Raw genomic sequence first — 20,862 nt, 5'->3', positions numbered from 1 at the left:
CAGGCCGCACTGACGCCGCCAACAATCAGAGCCAGCACACGCAATTACTGCTTGGTCTGGCTCTGGTTGATTTCATCCATCGCATCCGCATCCAGATGCGCGATATCACCCCATTGCAGCAGTTGCAGCGCTTCGCCGTCAAAGGAAAAACGGTTGATGCTGGCATTGTAGATGGTCACATCGCGCGGCGCATTCAGCGGCAGCGACTTGGCTGCGCGATAAGCACATTCCAGCACGCCACCGTGCGCGACCAGCGCTATTTTCTTGCCCTGATGCTGCCTGGCGTGATGCAGGATCGCGTCGATCACGCGGGTCTGGAACTGGCGTATGCTTTCGCCTACCCGTTCACCCGGCGGAAACAGTGCATCCGGATCGCGCGATTGCCAGATCGCATAAGCTTCTGGAAACTTGTGCGGGATTTCACTGTATAGCTCACCCTCAAAGCCGCCGAAGCAGCGCTCGCGCAGTGCCGGGTCCAGCCTGGTGCTCAGGCCTTGCAGGCGGGCGATTTCACCGGCAGTCTGCATCGCGCGCTGCAGGTCGCTGGAAATGATGGCGTCCAATTTCTCGTTTTGCAAAGCCCAGGCCAGTGCCTTGGCCTGGCGCGTGCCTTCGGCATTCAGTGGAATATCCAGATGGCCTTGCAGGCGGCGCACTGCATTCCACGCAGTCTCGCCGTGGCGTATTAGCAGGATTTCTGTCATGGTGTTTTATTTAATATCCGGTTTCGTGTCCGGCTTGATCTGTAGCCAGAAAGTGACGGGGCCGTCATTGGTCAGCGACACCTTCATGTCCGCGCCAAACTGGCCAGTCTGCACTTCAGCAGATTGTGCATGCTTGCTGCGTGCCTGCGCGACAAAATAGTCGAACAACTGTTTGCCTATGTCAGGCGGTGCTGCCGGCGTGAAAGAAGGGCGGGTGCCGGAATTGGTATCGGCAGCCAGCGTGAATTGCGGCACCAGCAGCAAGCCGCCGGCGATGTCGGTAACGCTGCGGTTCATCTTGCCGGCCTCATCGGTAAATACCCGGTAGCCCAGCATTTTGTTCAGCAGTGCATCCGCCTGTTTTTCGGTGTCGCCGCGCTCTGTGCAGACCAGCGCCATCAGGCCGGGGCCGATGGCGCCTATGGTCGCGCCATCCACGACCACGCTGGCCTGGCTCACCCTTTGTATCAGGGCGATCATGCAGTCAGCGTGATTTTGGCAAATTTACGCTTGCCGACCTGCACCACAAATGTGCCGGCTTGCACTTGCAGGTTTTTGTCGCTGACCACGGCGCTATCGATACGCACGCCGCCCTGTTCCACCATGCGCATGGCTTCCGATGTGGATGCGCACAGATTGGCCTGCTTCAGCAATTGCGCTACGCCTATGGGCGCACCGCTCAGGTTCAGTTCCGGCACATCGTCCGGGATGCCGCCTTTGGAACGGTTTACGAAGTCTGTCAATGCATCGTCTGCGGCTTGCTTGCTGTGGAAGCGGGTAACGATTTCCTGCGCCAGCGCCACTTTGATATCGCGCGGGTTCTGGCCCTCGGCAACCGCTTTCTTGTACTGCGCAATCTGCTCCAGTGAGCAGAAGGACAACAGCTCGTAGTAACGCCACATCATCGTGTCGGAAATGCTCATGATCTTGGCGAACATGATATTGCCCGGCTCGGTAATGCCGATGTAATTGTTCTTGGACTTGGACATCTTGTCCACGCCGTCCAGGCCTTCCAGCAGCGGCATCGTCAAGATGCACTGGGGTTCCTGGCCGTAATCCTTTTGCAATTCGCGGCCCACCAGCAGGTTGAACTTTTGATCTGTGCCGCCCAGTTCCAGATCGGATTGCAGGGCCACCGAATCGTAACCCTGCATCAGCGGGTACAGAAATTCATGCACCGAAATGGGGGTGCCGGCCTTGAAGCGTTTGGTGAAATCATCACGCTCCATCATCCTGGCGACCGTATATTTGGATGCCAGTTGTATCATGCCGCGCGCACCCAGCGGGTCCGACCATTCTGAGTTGCAGCGTATCTCGGTCTTCGCCGCATCCAGCACCAGGCTGGCCTGCTTGAAGTAAGTCATCGCATTGGCTTCTATCTGCTCGCGCGTCAGCGGCGGACGGGTCACATTGCGGCCGGATGGGTCGCCTATCATCGATGTGAAATCGCCGATCAGGAAGATCACGGTATGGCCCAGATCTTGCAACTGGCGCATCTTGTTCAGGACTACGGTGTGCCCCAGGTGCAAATCCGGTGCAGTCGGGTCCAGGCCCAGCTTGATGCGCAGGGGCTTGCCGGATTGTTCACTACGAGCCAGTTTTTGCGCGAATTCTGATTCGATCAGCAGTTCATCCACGCCCCGTTTTGTAACTGCCAGTGCATGCTGCACTGCGTCGGATAAAGGGAGTGACGGCGGGAGTGATGGCTTGTTGTCTAGCGTTTTTGGAATGGTCGGTGACACGGTCTGGGGAGTGGTCTTTTCAGTGGTCATAATGATCTAAAACTTATTTTGTAACACCGCTGGTCGAATCCTTTCCAGGAATCCATAATCAGCGCTTTGCGTTAGCCCGAGTTTGTAATAAACTTGCCGCTTATTTGAGCAGCCGGACCTGTCCGGGCCGATCAAATAAATCGATAAAAACAGTCAATTTTAACTTATTGCATGCGTCCATCAGATAAATTCATTCATTTAGCTTCTGGCAGCAGGCTGTTGTTCGGAACTACGCGCACCTCGCGCCTTGTATCGCTCTCCGCGTTATTTCTTGCAATTTGTGCATTTGGTGCAGTCGCTGTCGCCCCAATGGCGCCCGATGCTTCCGACCTGCCTGTCAAAAAAATTACCCAGCAACTGGATTTGCCCAAGCTGGATGACCAGGTAGAAGCCCTGGAAAACGCCGAACAGCATTTCGTCAGCCAGGAAAAGGTTTTGCGCGGCGACAGCCTCGGTGCCTTGTTGATACGCCTTGGCGTAGATGACAATGATGCTACCAATTTCATCAAGTCTGACCCCATCGCCCGTAATGTGATGCAGGTCAAGGCCGGTAAATCCGTGCGCGCCCAGACCAACGACGAAGGCGAACTGGAATGGCTGCAAGCGACCTTGATGGCGAACAACGACAAGCCAGCCCGTAACATCCTGATCAGCCGTGATAAAGACGGCAAGTTTACTGCGACCGATTCTGCCGCAAAATTGGAAAGACGCGTCGAGATGGCTTCCGGTACGATCTCTTCGTCACTGTTTGCGGCGACCGATGATGCGAACATCCCGGACAATATTTCTTCGCAGATCGTCGATATGTTTTCCACCAATATCGATTTTGCTTCCGACCTGCGCAAGGGCGATCATTTTAATGTCGTTTATGAAACTTTTTACCAAGATGGCGAATTGGTAAAAACCGGCCGCGTGCTGGCTGGTGAATTCAATAATGCCGGCAAACTGTATCAGTCCGTCTGGTTTGACGAATCAGCGAATGATCATGGCGGCTATTACACCTTCGACGGCAAATCCCTGAAAAAGGCTTTCCTGAAGTCGCCGATAGAATTTACCCGTATCTCTTCCGGTTTCTCCATGCGTGTGCACCCTATCTCCGGACAGTGGAAGGCGCACAAGGGTGTGGACTTCGCTGCTGTGACAGGTACGCCTATCCGTGCAGCCGGTGACGGCGTGGTGGATTTCTCCGGCACGCAGAACGGCTACGGTAACGTGGTCGTACTGAAGCACTGGAATAATTACAGCACCGCCTATGCGCACATGAGCCGCTTCGCCGCCGGTATCCACAAGGGCAGCAAGGTCAGCCAAGGCGACGTGATTGGTTACGTAGGTTCCACAGGCTGGGCAACCGGTCCGCATTTGCACTACGAGTTCCGCATCAATAACGAGCCGCGTGATCCTTTGACGGTAAACATTCCGAATGCAGCGCCGTTGGCAGCCAATGAAATGGCGCACTTCAAGAATGTGGCTTCAGACATGTCGCACCGTTTTGCGCTGCTGCGTCCTGATCCAGTGCAAAACTCCAGCATGAGAGTGGCGTCCCGATAGGACCAGCTCAAGATCAAACTGAAACACGCTAAAATGGCCGGACTGATGTTCGGCCATTTTTTTATCTCCATTTTTGCCTGTCCTTTATTTGCTGGCGTTACTTCTCCTTATGAATAATTCTTCCCATGTGTATATTGGCCTGATGTCGGGCACCAGCCTGGACGGCGTGGACGGCGTTCTCGTTTCTTTGCCCGACACCGACGATAGCGGCAATGCAGGCAATGCAGGTGCCTCTACCCGGATGCAGATGCTGGCCAGCGCCTACCTGCCGTTTTCGCCAGAGTTGCGGCAACAGTTGATGGCCTTGCAGCAGCCCGGCGAGAATGAAATCCATCTGGAGGCCCTGGCGGCCAATGCGTTGGCGCAGCGTTATGCAGCCTGTATCGCATCGCTGCTGGAGCAAAGCCCCGCTACGCCGGTAGCACAGATACGTGCGGCCGGCGTGCATGGGCAGACTATCCGGCACAGGCCAGAGCTTGGCTATACCCGGCAGACCAATAATCCCTCGCTGCTGGCCGAGTTGTGCGGCATTGATGTGGTGGCGGATATCCGCAGCCGCGATGTCGCCGCAGGAGGCCAGGGCGCGCCCCTGGTGCCCGCTTTTCACCGCGCAGTATTCGGCGCTGCCGGCGCCTGCCGCGTCGTAGTCAATATCGGCGGCATAGGCAACATCAGCATACTGCGTACTGACGGCACGACCACCGGCTTCGATACAGGCCCCGGCAATGTGCTGATGGATGCATGGATAGCGCAGCAGCACGGCAAGGCCTATGATGAAAACGGTGACTGGGCCCGCCAGGGTCAGGTGCATGCGGCGCTGCTGGCGGCACTTTGCGATGAGGACTATCTGCGACAGGCGCCACCGAAGAGCACCGGCCGCGACCTGTTCCGCCCGGACTGGATGGCGGCCAAGTTGCAAGCCTTTGCTGCAGTCGCTGCAGTCGATGTGCAAGCCACACTGTGTGCCTTCACTGCGCTCACGATCGCAGCGGACATCGCGCAGCACGCGGCAGACGCGGATAGCGTGTACGTGTGCGGCGGCGGTGCCTACAATGCCTGCTTGTTGGATATGCTGGGCCAGCAATTGCAGCAGCGCGGCTGCCACGCAAGGGTGACGACTACCGATGAACTGGGCGTGTCGCCAAACCATGTAGAGGCGCTGGCCTTTGCCTGGCTGGCCCAAAGGTTCACCCAGAGGCTGCCCGGCAATCTGCCGGAAGTCACAGGCGCCAGGGGTTTGCGGATATTGGGCGCCTTGTACCCGGCATGAGCAATCTGCAGCCAGGCTCTTGTTTCTATACAATGGCCTGCTGAAAATGTGAAGACAAGCATATGACACAACTACTCTATATCGCTGATCCCATGTGCTCCTGGTGCTACGGCTTCGGCCCTGAACTGGATGCATTCCTGGCTGCCGTGCCGGATGTCGCAATGGACATCATCACCGGCGGCCTGCGCGCCTATAACACCGAGGTGATGGATGAGGAAAAGAAGGCGACTATACTGGGCCACTGGCAGCATGTCGCCGAAGCCAGCGGCCTGCCGTTTTCAAATGCAGGCATGTCGCAGCCTGGCTTCATTTACGACACCGAGCCGGCCTGCCGCGCGGTGGTCGCTGCGCGTACTGTGGCCGATGAATTATCACCGCGCGCGAAGCTGGCCGTATTTCGTGCAATCCAGCATGCGTTTTACGCTGAGGGAAAAGATGTTACGAAAGACGATGTATTGTCCGAGGTGTGCGTCAATTCATTGAACGCGGTCGATGGCGGCGGTTACGACATACACAGCTTCATGGAGACGATGACAGCGCATGCGACAGCGGCAGAAACCCGCGAAGAGTTTGAACAAACCCAGCGCTGGGGCATACGCGGTTTCCCTGCGCTGCTGGTCGTGCATGAGGGTGCCTTGCACATGCTGGCGTCCGGCTACACCAAGACAGCAAATTTGCTGGCCTCTTTGCAGCAAGTGCAACAAAGCTGAACGAAGTATTTGTCAGGCTGGAAATGCTGCTATAGAATCAAAGACGAAGCATTAGCTTCAACGTCGCTCGGACGGTTCCGGGCGCTTACGTACAATTTGATCATGACAATTACTTCTACTCCGCCGGGCCGGGGTTATACCTTCGCGCGTATCAACCGCCTCCCTCCCTACGTTTTCAATATCACCGCTGAACTGAAGATGGCTGCGCGCCGTCGCGGCGAAGACATCATCGATATGTCCATGGGCAATCCTGATGGTGCTACGCCTGCGCACATCGTTGACAAGCTGGTCGAAGTCGCCAGGCGCCCCGATACGCACGGCTATTCCGCCTCCAAAGGCATACCGCGTCTGCGGCGCGCGATCGCGCACTGGTACAAGTCGCGCTATGACGTGGATTTCGATCCTGATTCCGAAGCGATCGTCACCATAGGTTCCAAGGAAGGGCTGGCGCATCTGATGCTGGCTACGCTGGACAAGGGCGATACGGTGCTGGTGCCCAATCCCAGCTATCCCATCCATATCTATGGCGCGGTGATTGCCGGCGCCGACATACGCTCCATACGCATGAGTCCGGGCGTGGATTTCTTCGCCGAGCTGGAGCGTGCGATACGCGAGAGCTATCCCAAGCCCAAGATGATGATCTTCGGCTTTCCATCCAATCCGACCGCGCAATGCGTGGAGCTGGATTTTTTTGAGCGTGTCGTCAAGCTGGCCAAGGAAAACAATATCCTGGTAGTGCATGACCTCGCCTATGCCGACATCGTCTATGACGGCTGGAAAGCACCGTCCATCATGCAGGTGCCTGGCGCGCGCGATGTGGCGGTGGAATTTTTCACGCTATCCAAGAGCTACAACATGGCAGGCTGGCGCATAGGCTTCATGGTCGGCAACAAGGAGCTGGTCGCAGCGCTGGCGCGTATCAAGAGCTATCACGACTACGGCAGCTTCACGCCGGTGCAGGTGGCGGCTATCGCTGCGCTGGAAGGCGACCAGACTTGCGTCAATGAAATCCGTGACAAATACCAGCGTCGCCGCGATGTGCTGGTGAAGGGCCTGCATGAACTGGGCTGGATGGTGGATAACCCGAAAGCATCGATGTATATCTGGGCGCACATTCCCGAGCCTTACCGCCATCTGGGTTCGCTGGAGTTTGCCAAGCAGGTGCTGGAAAAGGCCAAACTTTGCGTTTCTCCCGGCATAGGCTTTGGCGAGTATGGCGACGAATACGTACGCTTTGCACTGATAGAAAACGAGGCACGCATACGCCAGGCCCTAAGGGGCATCAAGGCCATGTTCAAGGAAGACAAGCTGATCAAATAGGCTGCTCAGAAATCATTTTCTGGAGCATTATTTGAGACATCGTGATCCGGCTGCTTTCCAAGGGAAGCAGCCGGATTGTTTTTATCTGCACTAGAGAAATAGCTTATCTGGCGTAAGAGTCCGTGCTGCCATAGTCTCTGGCTTTGCCGGCCTTGGTGTGCTTGCGCGATGTCCTTGCCTTATCGTCGCTGGCGCGGATGGAAACCTCGGCATCACGGTATTCCTGATGTTGTTTCTTGATGGGTACGTAGTGCTCGGTAAATCCGGTTTCTTCACTATCCAGCTTCTGGTGTATCAGGTTCTTCATGATCAGGGCCCGGCCATTTCTCGTGGTAAGGACTTCATGATAGGTTTGGAAAAACGCTTCTGAAACAGGAAAATTTCGCTTTTCGCTGTAGGATTAGTCCGATGCGAAAGGGGTGGATGCTCCAAACTTTGCGATTCCCTGTAATATTACTTACCGTGCTGGCAAGTACCAGCTCCCGTACTCTCAACCGGTGGTCCTCAATGATGGTTCTTACTATGAAAAGACTATTTCTGACTGGTGTACTTGCAGGCTCAAGCTTGCTCTTCCTTATCCCAGCTGCGCATGCGGCCGATGCATCGAGTTCCGCTGCTGCGCTGCCAGCCCTGGATGTGCTGACCAAGTCTTTGCTGGACAAGCAAAAGGCCTTGAGTGCTCTCCGGCATCAATATACCTACACTGAGCATGAGATCCAGCGCGACCGTAGTGCCGACGGGAAAATTACGCGGGAAGACAAATTCGACTACGAAATAAAATACGTCAAAGACCACACCATCAGCCGTATTTTGAAAAAGAATGATGCGGCCTTGGCGGGCGACGAGCAGGCCAGCGAAGATGCCAGGGTGCAAAAACAGATTGATGAAGCCAGCCGTACCCCGGTTCCGGCCAGTACGGTAGAAAATGTACTGAACGCCACCAAGGTCACCGACGTCAAGCGGCTTACCTACAAGAATGTCAAGGCACTGGAACTGGACTTTGAACCGCGTGACGGCTATGCACCGAAAGACAAGGCGGAGCAATTGTTTTCCCATTTGTCCGGCAAGATGATCGTGGATGAGGATAGCGGCGACATGATGCATATCGACGCCAAGGTGGCGACCGCGATGAAGGTGCTAGGTGGCATCGCCGGCGAGTTGGACGTAGGCTCTTCGCTGGTGATAGACACGACGCTGGTCAATAATGAAGTACGCATTGCCTCGAACGAGAAGCGCCGCATCCTGGCGCGCAAGCTGCTGGCCAGGACGGACACCGAATATGAGATCAGCTATTCCGGCTACAAGAAAGTGGGAAATTAGCCGGCGTCCATAGCCTCATAGCTTCATGCCCCTGGGGCAGCGAGCGGACAAAAAATAGGAGTGCGGCAGGCAAATGCCTGCCTGCTCGGGTATCATGCGTTTTTCTCATGACGACCTTTCCGAGAGCAATATGCAAACATCCCGCCTGCCAGTGTCCCGCGCTTCATCGAAATCTCCTTTAGACAGTCCCGTTTTCTCGCGTATCGTGCTGGGCCTGTGGCGCCTGGGGTCATGGAATATGAGCGCCCAGCAGAGGCTGGCATTCCTGGAACAAAGCCTGGAGCTTGGTATCACGACCACCGATCATGCAGATATCTATGGCGACTATCAGGCCGAGGCGCTGTTCGGCGAGGCGCTGGCCTTAAAGCCATCCGTGCGTAGCCAGATAGAAATCGTCAGCAAGTGCGGCATCAAGCTGGTGTCGCCGGGCCGTCCTGCGCATACTGTGCAGCATTACGATACCAGCCGCGCGCATATCATCGCGTCGGCGGAGAAGTCGCTGCAGAATCTGCATACGGATTATCTGGATCTGTTGCTGATCCACAGGCCGGATCCCTTGATGGATGCCGATGAGATCGCAGAGGCTTTCACCAGCCTGCAGCAAAGCGGCAAGGTGAAGCATTTCGGTGTTTCCAATTTCACGACATCGCAGTTTGATTTGCTGGCATCGCGTTTCCCGCTGGTGACCAATCAGATCGAATTTTCGGTGCTGCACATGGCGCCGCTGGATGATGGTACGCTGGACCAATGCCAGCGTCTGTCCTTGTCGCCGATGATCTGGTCGGCGCTGGCCGGTGGCCGCCTGTTCAGCGATGACACGGAGCAGGGTTTGCGGGTGCGCGCAGCGCTGGAAAAGATAGCCGCGGATCTTGGCGTATCGATCAGCACGGTCGCGATTGCCTGGATTTTGCAGCACCCATCACGGCCATTGGCATTGACAGGTTCCGGCCGCATAGAAGCGGTGCGCGAGGCAGTAGCCGCCACGGCTGTGACTTTAACTCGCGAGCAGTGGTTCTCCGTGTGGATTGCCTCTGCCGGGCGCAATGTCGCGTAAAGAAATGCACGGGCTTGGCATCTGAACCATCTGCGCTGCAGGTGCCAAGCCTTGCTAAGCGTCTCTAGGCCTGAGTACCGTTCTGGAAAGTTTCAAGCATCCACGCGATGAAGGTCGCCACTTCCGGCCGCATGTTGGGCTGCGCTTCATGCGCAAGATAATAGGCATGCGGCGGCGTTGCCAGTTGCACGTCAAACAGCCGCACCACCTCGCCTTTATCTATCATCTCTTGCGCAAAATGGAGCCGGGTCAGGCCCACGCCGTGGCCATGCTTGACCGCCTCCAGCAATAATCCCAGATCGTCCAGTCGCAAGCCGTTGGCCGGCTCTGGCCAATCCAGTCCCGCCACTTCAAACCACGGTTGCCAGGGTTCCAGTGCCGAGCGCAGCAGCTTCGCATGCTGCAGATCGGCGGGTGTTTTGATGGGGGGGATGGTTTTCAGGTAGGCAGGGCTGCCGACCACGAAGGCAGGTTCCACAAATAATTTCTTCGTGACCAGGTTGGGATATTCACCGCCGCCAAAGCGAACCTCGACATCGCTCTCCGACAGGCTCAAGTCATACAAGGGAACGAACAGGAAGATTTCAATTTCTATATCAGGATGCCGCGTAGTGAATCCTGCCAGCCGCGGCAGGAACATATAGCGTGCAAAGGTCGGCGGCAGCGTGACCTTGACCCGCAACTGGTTGGGCGCTGCCTTGTTCGGTAGCGGGAATTCCGCCAGCGTGCGTAAGGCGGCGCGCACGACGTCCAGATAGCGGCGGCCGAATTCGGTCAGCGTGACGCTGCGGCCTTCGCGCAGGAAAACACGTTCGCACAGATGCTCTTCCAGCAGTCGGATGCGGTGCGACAATGCAGATGGAGTGATGCAGAGTTCTTCCGCTGCGACGGCAAACGAGCCATGGCGGGCAGCGGCTTCAAAAGCTGAGAGGGCGTGTACTGGTGGGAGTCTTGTGGCCATGTTTAATTTTTTTCCCAGGACACTATCTTGCCCGGGTTCATAATATTTTTAGGATCGAAAGCGTGTTTTAAGGTGCGCATCATGTCTATCGCGTTTTCGCCGTGCTCCTGGATCAGGAAATCCATCTTGTGCAGGCCCACGCCGTGCTCGCCGGTGCAAGTGCCGTCCATCGCGATGGCGCGTGCGACCATGCGCGCGTTCACGCCTTCGGCCTTGGCGATATCTTCTGGATCATGCGGATCTATCATCATCAGCACATGGAAGTTGCCATCGCCTACGTGGCCGATGATGGAGTAGATGATGTTATTCCGCTCGCAATCAAGCTGGGTTTCGCTGATGCATTCAGCCAGACGGGAGATGGGAACGCAGCAATCGGTGGAGATGGAGCGGGCGCCGGGGCGCATTTGCAGCAGCGCGAAGTAAGCGTTATGGCGGGCGGCCCACAGGCGTGAACGGTCTTCCGGCCGGGTGGCCCACTCAAAGTCGCCGGCGCCGTTGCCGGCCGCGATGTCCTGCACGACCTCTGCCTGTTCCTGCACGCTGTGCTCGCTGCCGTGAAATTCAAACAGCAGCAGGGATTTTTCCGGCAACTGCATCTTGTCGTAGGCATTGATGGCCCGGACGCCGTTCTCATCCAGGAATTCCACCCTGGCGATGGGCACGCCCATCTGTATGGTCTGGATCACCGTATTGACTGCAGCGGCAGTGCTGGGGAAGGTGCAGACTGCAGCAGAGATGGCCTCCGGCAGCGGATACAGTTTGACGGTGACTTCGGTGATGATGCCCAAGGTACCTTCGCTGCCGACAAAGATGCGCGTCAGGTCGTAGCCGGCCGAGGATTTCTTAGCCCGGCTGCCTGTCTTGATGATGCGGCCGTCCGCGGTCACCACCGTCAGCGCCAGCACGTTTTCGCGCATGGTGCCGTAGCGTACGGCATTGGTGCCGGAGGCCCGGGTGGCGGCCATGCCGCCCAGCGACGCATCCGCACCCGGATCGATGGGAAAAAACAGCCCGGTATCCTTGATCTCCAGATTGAGTTGCTTGCGCGTGACGCCGGCCTGCACAGTGGCGGTCAGGTCTTCCGCATGCACGGCGACCATATTGTTCATTTGCGACAGGTCCAGTGTGACGCCGCCTCGCAGCGCCAGGACATGGCCTTCCAGCGAAGAGCCTGCACCATACGGTATCACCGGCACTTCATAATGGTTGCACAGTTGCATGATGGCCGCGACTTCTTCCGTGGTTTGCGCAAATACCACGGCGTCGGGCAGCATGGGGTCGTACGAGGATTCATCGCTGCCGTGGTGCTCGCGCATCGCCAGGCTGGTGCTGCAACGGTCTTCCAGCATGTTTTGCAGTGCCAATAGCAATTCCTCAGGCAGCGGCTGCCTGAGTGCGGCTAAAGAGGCAGGATGGTTCATGGCAGTCTCCGAAATTATTTTTCTATAGACATATTATGCACCCTGCAGCGCCCCCATGCATCCGCATGGATAGCCCGCACTGCAAGGATGCACATTCGCGGGTTTTGCCGTATCCTCTGCGCATCTTCAATTTTATTTTTTTCTGCCATGGGAAATCGACTTTCAAAAATTGCCACACGTACCGGCGACAAGGGTACGACCGGCCTGGGTGACGGCAGCCGAGTGGACAAGGATGCCTTGCGCGTGCATGCGATGGGAGATGTGGATGAACTGAATTCGCATATTGGCGTCTTGCTGTGCGAAGATTTGCCGGAGCAGATGAAGCGCGAGCTTGTTTCTATCCAGCATGATTTGTTTGATATGGGCGGCGAATTGTGCATTCCCGGTTATACCCTGATCACCGATGCGCAGGTGGCGCGGCTGGACAGCCTGCTGGCGCACTACAATGCCGATCTGGAACCGCTGAAGGATTTCATCCTGCCGGGTGGATCGCGCGCCGCCGCGATTGCGCATGTGTGCCGTACCGTATGCCGCCGGGCAGAACGCGCCATCGTCAGCGTGGGCAAGGCGGAGACCATCAACGACCATCCGCGCCAATACATGAACCGCCTGTCGGACCTGATGTTTGTACTGTCGCGCGTATTGAATCGCTATGCAGGCGGCAGCGACGTGCTGTGGGAAAAGGAAAGGCAGCGTTAAGCCGCAGGAACTAAAAACTCTTACCCAAAATAAAAAAGGAAGCCGCTAGGCTTCCTTTTTTGCGTATGGCTTATCCAGCTTTATTTCTTGGGCTGGAACTTCATGCCCAGTTGATCAAACAGGAACGCGTAGACGTCGGCTGTCTGGTTGGCCTTGATCGACAGCGAGCTGCCTATGCCATGGCCGGCGTGCGAGTTGATGCTGAGGTAGACAGGCTTGCCTGTGGTTGCCGCTTGCAGGCGCGCAATCATCTTGCGTGAATGCATGGGGTTGACCCTGCCGTCGGTTTCACCGGTCGCCATGAAGATGGCTGGGTACTTGGTGCCGTCCTGTACATGGTGATAAGGCGAGTATGCGTACAGTGCTTTCAGTTGCTCAGGATTTTTCACGCTGCCGTATTCGGTAGTGTTGAATGCGCCGTTAGGATCCAGCTCAACCCTCAGCATATCGTAGATGCCGACCTGCGATACCACAGCCTTGAACAGGCCAGGGTGCTGGGTCAGTACTGCACCCATCAACAGGCCGCCATTGCTGCCGCCTATCGCTGCCAGGTGTTCGCTGCTGGTGTATTTCTGGTCTATCAGGTATTGCGCCGACGCGGCAAAATCATCGAACACATTCTGCTTGAATGTCAGCGATCCTTTTGTATGCCATTCTTCGCCGAACTCACCACCGCCACGCAGGTTGGCAATCACAAACACACCACCCGCATCCAGCCACAGGCGGGTTGCAGGAGCCAGGAATTTCGGAGTCTGGTTGACGCTAAAGCCGCCATAGCCGTTCAACAAGACCGGATTGCTGCCATCCAGCTTGGTGCCTTTGCGGCGCACGATGCTCAGTGGGATCTTGGTGCCGTCCTTGGAGGTGGCAAATTCCCTGATCACTTCAGTATCGTCATATGAGACAGGGCTGGTCTGTGCCAGTTTGCTGGTCGCCGATTTTCCTGATTTCTCATCATAGCGTGCATAGTAGGGCGGGGTCAGGTAGGTCTTCACTGAATACAGCAGGCTGCCGTCGTTCAGTGCTTCTATCTCGTCCACTGCCGCCACATCCGGCAAAGGCAGCGTGCCGCGTGGCTTGCCTTCGTGATCAAAGATGGCCACGCGTGAAGGGCCGCCTACGATCTCGCGCACATACACCGCATCCTTGGTGACGACGACGGGAGAACCGCCAAACTCCCCACCCTGCTGTATCACGGCTTCCGATTCTGGCACGATGACTTTGGCCTTGGATAGGTCCAGATCTGCCATGCCCAGTTTCAGCAATTTGCCGCGCGGAGCATCCTTGCGGGATACCAGATACATCGCCTGGTCTGTGCCTATGGTTGCTGCGACGATCTTGTCTTCGAAGCGGCTTACCTGCTTGACGCTGCCGTCTTCGGCGATCACATAGTGGGCGAACTCGCCGCCGTCGCCATTTGCGACCGACGCGACCACATAGCCGTGGTGGCTTTCCAGCGCAATTTCTGCGACTTTAGGAAAATCCTTGCCGAGTACATAGCTGTCTTTGGCAGGATCGTCACCCAGTTTATGGAAATAGATCTGTTCATAGAAGTGCTGGCGGTCTGCCGGCTGGCTGGCGTCAGGATAGCGGGTATACCAGAAGCCGCTGCCGTCAGATTTCCATGCGACGCTGCCGCCGCCGGTAGGGTACTGCACCAATGGAATGACTTTATCTATCTGCTTGCCGGTGGCGACGTCGATGATGTGCACCGAACCGTCTTCGCTGCCATTGTCCGACATTGATACTGCCAGTTTGGAGCCGTCAGGCGAAGGCACGAACCAGTCTATCGCGGTGGTGCCCTTGGTGTTGATGGCATTCGGGTCCAGCACAATTTTTGCCTGCGCAGGATCGGCGGCATTGCCCAGCACCGCGATCATCGGCTGCTGCTTGGGCGGCTGGTTGTACATCGCAAATATTTTGTCGCCTGCCGTATGCAGATCATAGTAGGAGCTGGAGCTGGCGGAGATGAGGCCCATCAGGGCGTCGAATAGCGGCTTGCGCAGTGCCAGGCCGTCGAAGTATTTGCGTGTACGCTTATCCTGGGCCACGCTCCACTGGTGAACTTGCGGATCGCCTTGTTTTTCCAGCCAGCGGTAGGAATCCTTGACGCTGATATCGCCATAGGTATCCGTTACCGCATTGGTGCGGGTGGCAGGGGCACCGCGGTCGGCTGCCAGCACACTGGCGGAACAGGTGAGCAGGCCTGCTGCTGCCACGATAGCTGCGCTGGAAAAAATCGTTCTCTTCATCTTTTGCTTCCCTAATTGATCATCAAGATAGACTCAGACTTGCCATCGGGTAGATGGTTCGTCCTAATAATAAAAAAAAAGCGAAGCCGGTCGACTTCGCTTTTTTTCTGCACACAACTTAGTTATTGACTGCGAGCTTAGGCTTTTCGGTCAGGAAGCGCTTCTTGATTGCTGCTTCTATGCCCGCAGCATCCAGGCCGCACTGCGATAGCAGCAGGGCCGGGTCGCCATGATCAATGAACTTGTCCGGCAAACCCAGGATCAGTAGTGGTTTGCAGATACCGGCAGCGGCCAGAGCTTCAGCGACGGCAGATCCGGCACCGCCCATGATGGTGCCTTCTTCTACCGTCACCAGCGCATCATGGTTTGCCGCCAGGCTCTTCAGCAGTTCCACATCCAGCGGTTTGATAAAGCGCATATTGGCAACTGTTGCGTCCAGCTTGTCTGCCGCCTGTATGGCTGGATGCACCATGGAGCCGAACGCCAGGATGGCGATATCCTTGCCCTCGCGCTTGATTTCGCCCTTGCCTATCGGTAGCGAAGTCAGTTCCTGCTTGATCTCTGCGCCTATGCCGGCGCCGCGCGGGTAGCGGATTGCAGCAGGGCCGGGATAGTTATAACCGGTAGTCAGCATTTGGCGGCATTCGTTTTCATCGGATGGCGCCATCACCACCATGTTGGGAATGCAACGCATGAAAGCCAGGTCATAGTTGCCCGCGTGCGTGGCACCGTCGGCACCCACCAGCCCTGCGCGGTCCAATGCGAATGTCACGTCCAGGTTTTGCAGTGCTACGTCATGGATCATCTGATCATAGGCGCGCTGCAGGAAGGTGGAGTAGATCGCGACGACGGGCTTCATGCCTTCGCAAGCCAGGCCTGCTGCAAAGGTCACCGAATGCTGCTCGGCGATGCCTACATCGTAATAGCGGTCAGGAAATTTCTGGTCGAACTCCACCATGCCCGAACCTTCGCGCATCGCCGGCGTGATGCCGACCAGGCGTTTGTCTGCTGCTGCCATATCGCACAGCCAGTTGCCGAAGACGTGCATGTAGTTCAGTTTGGCAGGCGCTGCAGCAGGTTTGATGCCTTCGGCCGGATTGAACTTGCCCGGGCCATGGTATAGCACCGGATCTGCTTCGGCCAGTTTGTAGCCCTGGCCTTTTTTGGTGACGACATGCAGGAACTGCGGACCTTTCAGGTCCTTGATGTTCTGCAGCGTAGGGATCAGGGAGTCCAGATCGTGACCGTCGATAGGGCCGATATAGTTGAAACCGAATTCTTCAAACATTGTGGCCGGCACTACCATGCCTTTTGCATGCTCTTCCAGGCGCTTGGCCAGCTCCAGCATGGGCGGCGGCAGGACAGATTTGCCGACGCTGCGGGCTGCAGCGTAAAACTTGCCTGACATCAGCTTGGCCAGGTGGCGGTTCAGCGCGCCGACTGGCGGCGAGATCGACATGTCATTGTCGTTCAGTATTACCAGCAGATTCACGTCTTCGTGGATGCCTGCATTGTTCATTGCCTCGAAGGCCATGCCGGCTGTCATCGAACCGTCGCCGATGACGGCGATCGCATGCCGGTCCTCGCCCTTGGTCTTGGCTGCCAGCGCCATTCCCAATGCGGCCGAGATCGATGTCGATGAATGGGCGGTGCCGAAAGTATCGTATTCGCTCTCTACGCGGCGCGGGAAGCCGGAGATGCCATTCAGTTGGCGCAGCGTATGCATCTGCTCGCGGCGGCCGGTCAGTATCTTGTGCGGGTAGGTCTGGTGACCCACATCCCACACTATCCTGTCTTCCGGCGTATTGAATACGTAGTGCAGTGCTATTGTCAGTTCCACCGTACCCAGGTTGGACGACAAATGGCCGCCGGTCTTGGAAACGGAATCCAGGACAAACTGGCGCAATTCATCCGCCAGCGGGCTGAGTTGCGTGCGCGGCAATTTGCGCAGGTCATGGGGGGAATCGATGGTATTGAGTAAATTCATATTACGCTTTCCGCTGCACGATCAGATCGGCCAGATCGTGTAGTTGTTGGGCTTTGTCGCCAAACGGCAGCAACGCTGCATGGGCGTCGCTGCATAATTTTTCTGCCAGTTGCCGGGATGCGTCCAGCCCTAGTATAGACACATAGGTAGGTTTATTGTCGGCCGCATCCTTGCCGGCGGTTTTACCCAGGGTTGCCGAGTCTGCTGTCGCATCCAGCACATCGTCCACCACCTGGAACGCCAGGCCTATCGCGCCGGCGTAGCTGTCCAGCGCCGTTATTTCCGAGGCCGACAGGGTCTTGCCGCTCATTGCTCCCATCAGCACGGACGCTCGCAGCAGGGCGCCGGTTTTCAGCCTGTGCATCTGCTCCAGCTGATCCTGCGTCAGCGCTAGGCCGACGCTGGCCAGGTCTATGGCCTGGCCACCGCACATGCCGACCGAGCCCGCTGCCTGTGCCAGCAACCTGACCATGGACAGCTTGCGTGTCGCCATCTCGGCGATTGCGGCGTCACTGGCATCTTCTGCCGACAATACCAGAAAAGCTTGCGCCTGCAGCGCGTCGCCTACCAGCAGAGCCGTTGCCTCGTCATATTTGACATGTACCGTGGGTTTGCCGCGCCGGAGCGCGTCGTCGTCCATGCAGGGCATGTCGTCATGTACCAGCGAGTAGGCATGGATCATTTCCAGTGCCGCCGCCGCCCTGGCCAACAGGCCGGCGGGCGCGTCGAACAGCCTGCCTGCTGCATACACCAATAAGGGGCGAACCCGTTTACCGCCGTCCAGTGCCGCATAGCGCATGGCCTGATGCAGGCGTTCGGGAAGAACAGTTTCTGCCGGCAGGAATGCCGCCAGCGATACCTCAAAATTGGCCTGGGTCGCCTTCATCCACTCATGAAAACCGGTGCTCATGCATCCCCCTCAGTATCGGGGGCACCGCCATCCCTGCTGCTATCGGCGGAAAAAGGTTTCAGCATGTCGGCTTCCAGGATTTTTACCTGGCTTTCAACCTTGTCCAGCTGGCCGGCACAATATTTGATCAATTCTGAGCCACGTTTATATGCAGTGACGGACGCTTCCAGTGGTAATTCTCCAGCTTCCATCTGGGAGACTAGGTCGGCCAGTTCGGACATGGCGGCCTCAAAGGATTCCGGCTGGCTTGTACTTGTTGGTTTTTTCGGCATAGATCCTGATTGCGGGCTAAAACTGCGTGCTAAATATGAAGTCTAACCCTGTATTTTAGAGCAAACCATCCCAAGCCATCGGTATTTGAGTAGATTTGCTGAATCTTTTGGCATGATCCTACAATCAACTGCAAAAAAAAAGTGCAAAAAGTGGTGTAAATTGCGTTTCGAACATTTCCATGTGGAAATTATTGGTATATATTGGCAGTACTCGGTGAAAAAGCCTCTTTAGCGTTTAAGTAGTTGAATATTAAAGAAATGTAATATTCCTTAACGAGCCTGCTTTTTCTCCCTATGATTGCAACAAAACGGTTAAAGCTGCCTTTAATCCTGATTTAACCTAAGCCCAACCTACGCTAAACTGATAGCACCATGCCATCACTGCCCGACAACCAGTTTGCACAAAAATCACCGGCTTCTTCAACGCCCGGCGAGATTCTGCGCGCCCTGGCCGCGCAGGCTGCGCACTTGTCGGTTGCGCAAATAGATGCGTTTGCCGCGCGTCTGGCGAATGCCTTGTTCGCTGCATCGGAACAGCATGCGGACCCGAAGCAGGCGAATCTCAGTTTTAATGCGGCGCAATTATTAAAAAATAATGCCTATGCATTCTACTACCTTGCGTCCAGCGGCATAGAGGCTGCCTTCCGCAAGGAAGTGCAGGTTTTACAGCAAGGTGTCAAAGCTGACGGTGTTCCTCAGGACGTCGCGCTGACCCTGGTGTCCTATGAAGAAATGGACAAGAAGCTGGCGATGGGCCGTGCCAGCCGCTCGCTGGAGCTGGCGAGTGCGGAACAGTTGGCCGCGCTGAATATGCGCCTTGCGGCGCTGATGGACTACGATAGCGTCGGCATACAGCAAAATCCTTTCCGCCCGGAAGTGGTGTTGAAAGTCATCATTGCCGCCTGGACTGAATTCAATCCCGACCAGGAATCGCATCATCTGGTGCTGCCTTTATTGCGCGCCGATATCTTGTTTGACCTGGCCCCCATACTGCAGGCACTGAACCAGACTTTGGTTGAGCGCGGCATCCTGCCTGAGCTGCACGAGTCCTATCGCGTCAAAAAGATGGATAGTGCGGCGCAGGCGAAAAAAGACGAGCCCGTCAAAGCGGAGCTGGATCAAAAGCTCAAGAATTACTTCTCGGCCGCACAGGCACAAACACAGGCTGCGCCCGCTGCGAATTTTGCCGTGCCACCAATTAATGCCGGTAGCGCCAATTTGCTGGACAGCCTGCAAAACGATCTGGCGCGCGCGATGCAGCAGGGCGGTTTTGCCCCGGCTGGCGAAGCCGCAGCGTTTGCACCTTCTGCAGCCGCAGAGACCCAGCTGTTCAATTATCTGGCTGACCTGCAAAAAGGAATGGCAATACGCCAGCTGGTTGCAGGCGCGCAGGGCGTCATGCGCCTGTCGCAGCTCAAGGAGCAAATGCCTGAGTTGGCAACGTCCGGTGTGGAACGCAATACGCTGGATCTGTTGTCCAAGATTTTTGATACGGTCTTCCGCAACCAGACAATTCCGAATGAAATCAAGGAATTGATCGGCGTTCTGCAGATCCCGGTATTAAAAGCGGCACTGATTGATAAGGACTTCTTTTTCAAGGAAGCCCATCCTGCCCGTCGCCTGATCGACTTGCTGGCCAAGCACAGCGTTGCCTGGGATCAGAAAAAGGGCCAGGAAGATCCGCTCTACCAAACCTTGCAGCGCAACGTCAACCGCGTACAGCAAGAGTTTGATCACAAGCTGGAACTGTTCGACGAAGTTGCTTCCGACATCGAAAATTTCGTTGAGAAGGAAGAGGCGGCCGCTGCCGCGGTTTTGCAAGAACCTATCGTACGCGCCTTGCGCAAGGAAAAGGTCAAGCAGGCCAATCTTGCCGCCAATAGTGAAGTGGCAATGCGTGTCGGTACCGGCGAAGTGGTCGCCTTTGTCGAAACTTTCCTGGAAGACCGCTGGGTCAAGGTATTGACACTGGCATATACCGTCAAGGAAGAAAAACCGCAGGCAGTTCAGGATGCAATCCGCACCATGGATGACCTGATCTGGAGCGTGAAGCCAAAGATTACCGTACAGCAGCGCCAGGAACTGATCAACCGTCTGCCTAGCATTCTTGTTACGCTGAACAAATGGCTGAATGTCATCAAATGGGATGACGCCGATCGCCTGCAGTTCTTTGCCGAGCTGGCCGAATGCCATGCATCTATCGTCCGTGCCCCACTGGATATTTCTCCTGAGCGGCAACTGGAAATTGCGGTGGAAGTGGCGCAGAAAGCTGCCGAGCGCAGGCTGGAAAAACGCGCGCAAGCGGAAGAACAGCAAGGGCCCGAGCCTGAGGTCGATGAATTCACCGAAATTGTCGCCAATCTGGAGCGCGGCATCTGGCTGCAATTCACCAAAAAAACCGGCGAGAGCGGCAAGGTCAAGCTGGCCTGGGTCAGCCCTATGCGCAGCCTGTACATCTTTACCGGCACCCAGAAAGAAAAATCCTTCTCCGTATCGGCGGAAGAGCTGGAGCAGACCTTCCGTGAAAATCGGGCTCAGGTTCTGGTACTCGACAAGCTGGTTGACCGTGCATTGATGGAAGCGCTGGATGAACCGGCTGCCGAACAGGAAACAGTGGCGATTCCTGAAATTGCCGAGAATTAAGGCAATATTCCAGGATTGC

Annotated in this window: 18 protein-coding genes; 8 read left to right on the top strand and 10 right to left on the bottom strand. The window is 56.3% G+C overall.

From position 1 onward, the window contains the following. Positions 1-44: 44 nt before the first annotated feature. Genes IEW12_RS14500 through tyrS form a run of 3 tightly spaced genes read right to left on the bottom strand, consistent with a single transcriptional unit; the run spans position 45 to position 2,476 of the window. Positions 45-704: a histidine phosphatase family protein gene (locus IEW12_RS14500; RefSeq protein ID WP_188566713.1), complete on the bottom strand. Its 660-nt coding sequence runs from the start codon at positions 702-704 to the stop codon at positions 45-47. Positions 705-710: 6 nt separating this feature from the next. Continuing rightward, positions 711-1,184 (bottom strand): D-aminoacyl-tRNA deacylase, encoded by a 474-nt coding sequence (dtd, locus tag IEW12_RS14495; protein ID WP_188566712.1) that lies wholly within the window; start codon positions 1,182-1,184, stop codon positions 711-713. Next, positions 1,181-2,476 carry a tyrosine--tRNA ligase gene (gene tyrS, locus IEW12_RS14490; protein WP_188566711.1) on the bottom strand — a complete coding sequence of 432 codons (1,296 nt, stop codon included), beginning with the start codon at positions 2,474-2,476 and terminating at the stop codon, positions 1,181-1,183. Before tyrS ends, dtd begins: the two co-directional genes overlap by 4 nt. A gap of 171 nt (positions 2,477-2,647) precedes the next feature. On the opposite strand from tyrS, the gene IEW12_RS14485 reads away from it, so the two are divergent. From IEW12_RS14485 to alaC, 4 genes are all read left to right on the top strand, one after another. Beyond that, positions 2,648-4,024 (top strand): M23 family metallopeptidase, encoded by a 1,377-nt coding sequence (locus IEW12_RS14485; RefSeq protein WP_188566710.1) that lies wholly within the window; start codon positions 2,648-2,650, stop codon positions 4,022-4,024. A 109-nt stretch (positions 4,025-4,133) separates the two neighbouring features. After that, entirely contained in the window at positions 4,134-5,294 is a 1,161-nt protein-coding gene (locus IEW12_RS14480) for an anhydro-N-acetylmuramic acid kinase (protein ID WP_188566709.1), read from the top strand. Between the two features lie 62 nt (positions 5,295-5,356). Then, complete coding sequence (locus tag IEW12_RS14475; RefSeq protein ID WP_188566708.1) at positions 5,357-6,004, top strand: DsbA family protein; 648 nt, start codon at positions 5,357-5,359, stop codon at positions 6,002-6,004. Positions 6,005-6,106: 102 nt separating this feature from the next. Continuing rightward, on the top strand, positions 6,107-7,324 hold the full coding sequence (alaC, locus tag IEW12_RS14470; protein ID WP_188566707.1) for an alanine transaminase: 1,218 nt from the start codon (positions 6,107-6,109) through the stop codon (positions 7,322-7,324). A gap of 103 nt (positions 7,325-7,427) precedes the next feature. Here the strand turns inward: alaC and IEW12_RS14465 are convergent, their stop codons facing one another. Beyond that, a complete protein-coding gene (locus IEW12_RS14465) occupies positions 7,428-7,631 on the bottom strand; it encodes a hypothetical protein (protein ID WP_188566706.1) in 204 nt (67 codons plus the stop codon). Between the two features lie 215 nt (positions 7,632-7,846). On the opposite strand from IEW12_RS14465, the gene IEW12_RS14460 reads away from it, so the two are divergent. Beyond that, positions 7,847-8,644, top strand: coding sequence for a hypothetical protein (locus IEW12_RS14460; protein WP_188566705.1), 798 nt, complete (start codon positions 7,847-7,849; stop codon positions 8,642-8,644). 130 nt (positions 8,645-8,774) lie between these two features. Continuing rightward, on the top strand, positions 8,775-9,698 hold the full coding sequence (locus tag IEW12_RS14455; RefSeq protein WP_188566704.1) for an aldo/keto reductase: 924 nt from the start codon (positions 8,775-8,777) through the stop codon (positions 9,696-9,698). Positions 9,699-9,762: 64 nt separating this feature from the next. Here IEW12_RS14455 and IEW12_RS14450 read toward each other — a convergent pair whose 3' ends face one another. Then, a complete protein-coding gene (locus IEW12_RS14450; RefSeq protein ID WP_188566703.1) occupies positions 9,763-10,659 on the bottom strand; it encodes a LysR substrate-binding domain-containing protein in 897 nt (298 codons plus the stop codon). A gap of 2 nt (positions 10,660-10,661) precedes the next feature. Continuing rightward, entirely contained in the window at positions 10,662-12,080 is a 1,419-nt protein-coding gene (locus IEW12_RS14445) for an FAD-binding oxidoreductase (RefSeq protein WP_188566702.1), read from the bottom strand. 147 nt (positions 12,081-12,227) lie between these two features. Between IEW12_RS14445 and IEW12_RS14440 the strand changes: the two genes are divergently transcribed. Beyond that, positions 12,228-12,779: a cob(I)yrinic acid a,c-diamide adenosyltransferase gene (locus tag IEW12_RS14440; RefSeq protein ID WP_188566701.1), complete on the top strand. Its 552-nt coding sequence runs from the start codon at positions 12,228-12,230 to the stop codon at positions 12,777-12,779. Positions 12,780-12,859: 80 nt separating this feature from the next. Here the strand turns inward: IEW12_RS14440 and IEW12_RS14435 are convergent, their stop codons facing one another. The 4 genes from IEW12_RS14435 to IEW12_RS14420 form a co-directional block, all read right to left on the bottom strand. Next, positions 12,860-15,031 (bottom strand): prolyl oligopeptidase family serine peptidase, encoded by a 2,172-nt coding sequence (locus IEW12_RS14435; protein WP_188566700.1) that lies wholly within the window; start codon positions 15,029-15,031, stop codon positions 12,860-12,862. Positions 15,032-15,149: 118 nt separating this feature from the next. After that, positions 15,150-17,018, bottom strand: coding sequence for a 1-deoxy-D-xylulose-5-phosphate synthase (gene dxs, locus IEW12_RS14430; protein ID WP_188566699.1), 1,869 nt, complete (start codon positions 17,016-17,018; stop codon positions 15,150-15,152). A gap of 1 nt (position 17,019) precedes the next feature. Further along, a complete protein-coding gene (locus IEW12_RS14425) occupies positions 17,020-17,928 on the bottom strand; it encodes a polyprenyl synthetase family protein (protein WP_188566698.1) in 909 nt (302 codons plus the stop codon). Continuing rightward, the gene (locus tag IEW12_RS14420) at positions 17,925-18,200 is read right to left on the bottom strand and encodes an exodeoxyribonuclease VII small subunit (protein WP_188566697.1); all 276 of its coding nucleotides are present in this window, start codon (positions 18,198-18,200) and stop codon (positions 17,925-17,927) included. The genes IEW12_RS14425 and IEW12_RS14420 overlap by 4 nt, the downstream gene beginning before the upstream one ends. Positions 18,201-18,572: 372 nt before the next feature. Between IEW12_RS14420 and IEW12_RS14415 the strand changes: the two genes are divergently transcribed. Then, a complete protein-coding gene (locus IEW12_RS14415) occupies positions 18,573-20,843 on the top strand; it encodes a DUF1631 family protein (protein ID WP_188566696.1) in 2,271 nt (756 codons plus the stop codon). The last annotated feature ends 19 nt before the right edge of the window (positions 20,844-20,862 follow it).

The organism is Parundibacterium terreum (genome assembly GCF_014636315.1).
Taxonomy (GTDB): domain Bacteria; phylum Pseudomonadota; class Gammaproteobacteria; order Burkholderiales; family Burkholderiaceae_D; genus Undibacterium; species Undibacterium terreum.
Note: the sequence above shows the minus strand (reverse complement) of the source record. Positions and strands in the feature narration are given on the sequence as shown.